Genomic DNA, 4,985 nt, shown 5'->3' with positions numbered 1-4,985 from the left:
CGGGGCAGGCTGCGGCTGCGCGGCCGGCGCGGGTTCCGGTGGCGGCGGTTCCGGCGCCGGACTGATCTCCACCAGCGGCGGAGCGGGCTGGGCCGGCGGCGGGGGCGGGGTGGGCCGCTGGGGATTCAGCACCAGCGCGAGGGCCAGGCCGAGGCCGAGCAGCAGGATGGGCACGACGATCAGCTGGCGGCCGGCCTGGGCCGGGCGCGGACGTGCAGTCCGGCGGCTCATGGCCGTCTCCCGGTGCACGGATGGGGACGGCGGGGGCGGGCCAGCCGGGCTGGCCGCAGGGGTGGGAAGTACATGGCAACCTCGGGAGCCGAGAGGATTTCTCCTTACCGGGCCCAGCCGACGCTCCGCTGTACCGCCCAAGGCGCGCTGCCTCGCTGCAAGTCTAGCCAGTCTGCGCCGGCGGGCGCGGCCGGTGGTCCGATGCGGGCGGGTCGTCAGGCCGCCTGGCTGACGCCCGGGAAGCGCGCGCGGAACGCCTCGGGCATCGCCACCACCTTGCTGGCGCGGTAGTCGAAGAACACGAAGCCGTTCTTGGCCAGCGCGATCAGCGCGCCGTCGTCCGGGCGGCTGACCCGGTAGGTGATGTCGCCGCCGTACTTGTTGAAGTCCATCACGCCGACCTCGAACAGCAGCTCGTCGCGGGCGAAGGCCTCGGCCCTGTACAGGGTGGCGAGGTCGGTGACTACGATGCCCAGGCCGTCCTCGTCGCCGGCGTCGTCGATGCCCTCGGCGAACAGGAAGCGCGAGCGCGCCTCGGAGAGCATGGACACCAGCGCGTCGTTGCCGAGGTGCTGGCCGGCGTTGATGTCGGTGCTGCGCACGGTCATGCGCGTGGAGAAGCGGAAGCCGTCTTCGGGCAGGTCGAGTTGCAGGCGGGCCATGGGCGATCCCTGGTCATGGTGTGGGGGATGCCTAGAGTCTAAGCGGCCGAGGCGCCGGGAGCGAGCTGCGGCACCCGCTGCCGGCAGCATCTCGAGGCGCGCGAAGGTGAGGATCATCAGCATCGCCACCGGCCACCGTCCTGGTCATGACCGGGTGGTGCGCAGCGACGCTTGGCTGTCCGGCTGCCACCGGGCCACGGCCGCGCTTGCCGGAGGATCGGCAAGCCCCGGCAAGGCGCCCGGCCGCTCACTCTGCTGCCACGCTGCGCCGCCAGGTTGCCGGTGGCACGCCGACCAGGCGCTTGAAGGCGCGCGAGAAGGCGGCCTCCGACTCGTAGCCGACTTCCTGGGCGATGGTGGCGACGGTGCGGTTGCTCTCGCGCAGCAGGCGCGCGGCGAGCTGGATGCGCCACTGGGCGAGGTAGTGCATCGGCGGCTGGGCGAGGAACTGCAGGAAGCGTTCGTGCAGCGCCGAGCGCGACAGGCCGGCCTCGCGGGCCAGCTCGTCCATGCTCCACGCCCGCTGCGGCGCCTCGTGCAGCAGGGCCAGGGCGCGGCCGACGTGGCGGTCGCGCAGCCCGGCCAGCCAGCCGGTGGCGTCCGCGGGCAGGCTGTCCAGATAGCGCCGCGCGGTGTCGACGAACATCATCTCCGCCAGCCGTTCCAGCACCGCCTCGGCGCCGGGGCCGGGTGCGTCCGACTCGTGCGCCGCCTGGTCGATGACCCGGGCGATCCAGTCGCCGGCGCGCGCCGCCGGCAGGTGCAGGAGGCGCGGCAGGGCGGCGATCAGCGGGTTGAAGGGGCGCAGGTCGCAGCCGAGGAAGCCGCACACCAGCACGCTGTCGGCCTCCTCGAGCGGCGCGCTGGCGCCCGGCTCGCGCACGCCGCTGTGGAAGGCGACCGGGATGGGCTTGGGCTGGTGGCGGGTGGCGAACACCCACTCGACGCCGATGCGCTGCGGCGCGAGGCCCGGCGCGCTGGACAGCACGTGGGCGTCGCCGTGGGGGAACATCACGATGTCGCCGCTCTCCAGGCGCACCGGCGGCAGGCCGCTGACCGCCGCCCAGCCGCTGCCGCGGGCGACCATGTGGAACTCCATGACGTGCTCGGCGCCGGGCAGCACCGCCGCGGCGATCTCCCGCGCCGGCGGCGCTTCGGCGGCCCACGGCGCGCGGTTGTTCACGTAGTAGAACACCGCGCCGCGCAGGCGCACGCTGCGCAGCAGATCCGACAGCGGGTCTCCACTCATGGCCTGGCTCCGTGCCGGCGGCGCCGGCGCAGGGGGCGGACCTCGCCCGCGTCCATCGCGGACGCACGGACAAGTTTCCCGGATTTCCAGTGAAGCACCGATTGCCCCGCGGCGGAACAATGGGCTCGTCGGGATATCCCGTCCTGTCCTCAGAGGAGATCGTCCATGACCACCCCCGCCCACAGCTGCCCGGCCCCGGCCGCCAGCGCCACGCCGCAACCCGACCTCGTCGCGATCAAGGCGCGCCAGCAGGCCACCTGGGCCAGCGGCGACTTCGCGGTGATCGGCACCACCCTGCAGATCGTCGGCGAGGCGCTGGCCGAGGCCGTCGACCTGCGCGCCGGCGAGCGCGTGCTCGACGTCGCCGCCGGCAACGGCAACGCCACCCTGGCCGCGGCGCGCCGCTTCGCCCGGGTGACCTCCACCGACTACGTGGCGCACCTGCTCGACAAGGGCGCCGCGCGCGCCAGCGCCGAGGGCCTGGCGGTCGACTTCCAGGTCGCCGACGCCGAGGCGCTGCCGTTCGCCGACGCCAGCTTCGACGTCGCGCTGTCCACCTTCGGCGTGATGTTCGCCCCCGACCAGCCGCGCGCCGCCGCCGAGCTGCTGCGCGTGGTGCGCCCGGGCGGGCGCATCGGCCTGGCCAACTGGACGCCGGAGGGCTTCATCGGCGAGCTGTTCCGGGTGATCGGCGCCCACCTGCCGCCGCCGGCCGGCCTGCGCTCGCCGCTGCGCTGGGGCGACGAGGCCGGTCTGGTCGAGCTGTTCGGCCCGCAGGCCGCCGACATCCGCTGCACGCGCCGGCTGTTCAACTTCCGCTACCTGTCGGCGGCGCACTGGATCGAGGTGTTCCGCCGCTACTACGGCCCGACCCACAAGGCCTTCGCCGCCCTCGACGCGGATGGGCAGGCGGCGCTGCACGCCGACCTCGAGAAGATGCTGGCAGCGCGCAACATCGGCGGCGCCGACTCGCTGGTGGTGCCGGGGGAATATCTGGAGGTGGTGATCACCCGCAGGTAGGGCGAAGCGGGGACGGCTCAGCCGCCCCGTCTACCAGCGCCGGTCGCTGTAGTAGTGGTCGCGGTGATGGCGACGGTAGTGGTCGTGCCGATGGGCATGGCGGTGGCGCTCGTGGCGGTAGCGGGGCGCCGGGCGGTAGGCCGGGGCGGGCCGGTAGTAGCGGTCGCGGTAGACCGGGCGCGGCTCGTGGTAGTACGCCGGCGCGCGCCGGACTTCGTCGTAGCGGTCGTGGCGGTAGTGGTCGTCACGGTCGGAGGCCTGGGCCGGCGCCTGGATGAGCAGCGCCAGGCCGGCGAGCAGGGCGGTGACGAGGACAAGACGCGAAAGCATGAACGGGGCTCCTGTGGCGCCGGCAGATCCGGCCTCCCACTAGGACCGCCGCGCGCGCGGATGGCTCAATCCGGGGCTGTAAGACTTTGTGTCGGCGCGGCCGCGCGCCTGCTCCCGGGGCTGCAGTCGAGCAGCAGCTGCTCGTCGGCGGCCAGGCGCGCCGGCAGGCGCTCGCGCAGGAATTCCACCCAGGTGCGGATCTTGGCGTCCAGGTACTGGCGCGACGGATAGAGCGCATAGACCCCCAGCGGATACAGGGTGTGCCCGGGCAGCACGCGCACCAGGCTGCCGTCCTGCAGGCTGCGCAGCGCCGAGTACACCGGCAGCGCGCCGATGCCCATGCCGGCGCGCAGCGCCACGGTCATGGCCTCGACGGTATTGACCTGGAAGTGGCTGCGGCCGACGGTGACCAGCTCCTGGCCGTCGGGGCCGTCGAGCAGCCACTTGTCGAGGCTCATCACCGGGTAGACCAGGCGCAGGCAGCGGTGGCGCTGCAAGTCGGCGGGCTGTGCGGGCACGCCGTGCCGGGCCAGGTAGTCGGGCGCGGCGCACAGCACGCTGTAGATGGTGCCCAGCTGCTTGGAGATCAGCCCGGAATCGGGCAGCTCGCGCGCGGTGATCACCGAGACGTCGTAGCCCTCGTCGAGGATGTCGGGGGTGCGGTTGTTGAGGGTCAGGTCGAAGCTGACCTCGGGGAACTGCTCGCTGTAGGCGGCCGCCGCCGGGATCAGGTAGTGCTGGCCGATGCCCGGCATGGCGTGCAGGCGGAGGTTGCCGGCCGGCAGCGCATGGGCGTCGCCGGCCTCGGCCTCGGCCTCGGCGATCTCGCCGAGGATCTGCTGGCAGCGGCGCAGGTAGCGCTGGCCGGCCTCGGTGAGGGCGATGCGCCGCGTGGTGCGGTGCAGCAGGCGGGTGCGCAGGTGGGTTTCCAGGGCGGCGACCGCGCGCGACACGTAGGAGGTGGTCAGGTCCAGGCGTGCAGCGGCGGCGGTGAAGCTGCCGGTTTCCGCCACGCAGACGAAGGCACGCATGTTGAAGAGGATGTCCATCGGGCTCCAGTGGGGCAGGCAACGGGCTGGGATCCCGGCAGTTCCTGGGTGAGGGCGCGTCCTGCGAAAACCGGAGTCCTCGGCGGGTAGACAGCGATTGTGTCACAAAGTTTGTCAGCCGATTATGAACCAACAGGACACAATCCATCACCTATCCGGGCGCTTATCCTGCTCCGGGCCGGCTCTTAGAATCGCCGCTCCTTCCGGCTCCCCGCCCCCTTCCAGGATCCGTCGCAGTGCCCGCCATCGTTCGGCCCGGTCCGCTTCTCGTCAGTCTGCTGGTTACCGTCATCTCCTCGCTCCCCGGCTGCATTCCCAGCGGCGACCTGATTCCGCAGGCCGAGCTGGCCGACGACGCGGCGCTGCCCGCCGGCGCGGCGATCCGCCATGCCGCGCGCGAGGCCGGCTGGCCGCAGGCGCAGTGGTGGCGCGCCTACGGCGACG

At 73.0% G+C, this 4,985-nt stretch carries 6 protein-coding genes and 1 pseudogene; 2 read left to right on the top strand and 5 right to left on the bottom strand.

The window, feature by feature from the left end:
- The 3 genes from E5198_RS20380 to E5198_RS20370 all read right to left on the bottom strand — a co-directional run.
- On the bottom strand, window positions 1-231 hold a 231-nt coding region (locus tag E5198_RS20380), incomplete at its 3' end, for a hypothetical protein (RefSeq protein WP_218569078.1).
- A 215-nt stretch (window positions 232-446) separates the two neighbouring features.
- Window positions 447-893 (bottom strand): thioesterase family protein, encoded by a 447-nt coding sequence (locus E5198_RS20375; RefSeq protein ID WP_136491743.1) that lies wholly within the window; start codon window positions 891-893, stop codon window positions 447-449.
- 247 nt (window positions 894-1,140) lie between these two features.
- The gene (locus E5198_RS20370) at window positions 1,141-2,142 is read right to left on the bottom strand and encodes an AraC family transcriptional regulator (RefSeq protein WP_136491742.1); all 1,002 of its coding nucleotides are present in this window, start codon (window positions 2,140-2,142) and stop codon (window positions 1,141-1,143) included.
- Window positions 2,143-2,307: 165 nt separating this feature from the next.
- On the opposite strand from E5198_RS20370, the gene E5198_RS20365 reads away from it, so the two are divergent.
- Window positions 2,308-3,162 carry a class I SAM-dependent methyltransferase gene (locus tag E5198_RS20365; RefSeq protein ID WP_136491741.1) on the top strand — a complete coding sequence of 285 codons (855 nt, stop codon included), beginning with the start codon at window positions 2,308-2,310 and terminating at the stop codon, window positions 3,160-3,162.
- 30 nt (window positions 3,163-3,192) lie between these two features.
- On the opposite strand, the gene E5198_RS20360 is transcribed toward E5198_RS20365, so the two are convergent.
- Window positions 3,193-3,492 (bottom strand): hypothetical protein, encoded by a 300-nt coding sequence (locus E5198_RS20360; RefSeq protein WP_136491740.1) that lies wholly within the window; start codon window positions 3,490-3,492, stop codon window positions 3,193-3,195.
- A 65-nt stretch (window positions 3,493-3,557) separates the two neighbouring features.
- Window positions 3,558-4,541, bottom strand: a complete 984-nt coding sequence (locus tag E5198_RS20355; RefSeq protein ID WP_136491739.1) for a LysR family transcriptional regulator — start codon at window positions 4,539-4,541, stop codon at window positions 3,558-3,560.
- A gap of 236 nt (window positions 4,542-4,777) precedes the next feature.
- Between E5198_RS20355 and E5198_RS20350 the strand changes: the two are divergent.
- A pseudogene (locus E5198_RS20350) lies at window positions 4,778-4,985 on the top strand (RND transporter); the annotation flags it as partial.

Origin of the sequence: Pseudomonas sp. A-1 (genome assembly GCF_004801855.1) — a bacterium.
Taxonomy (GTDB): domain Bacteria; phylum Pseudomonadota; class Gammaproteobacteria; order Pseudomonadales; family Pseudomonadaceae; genus Geopseudomonas.
Note: the sequence above shows the minus strand (reverse complement) of the source record. Positions and strands in the feature narration are given on the sequence as shown.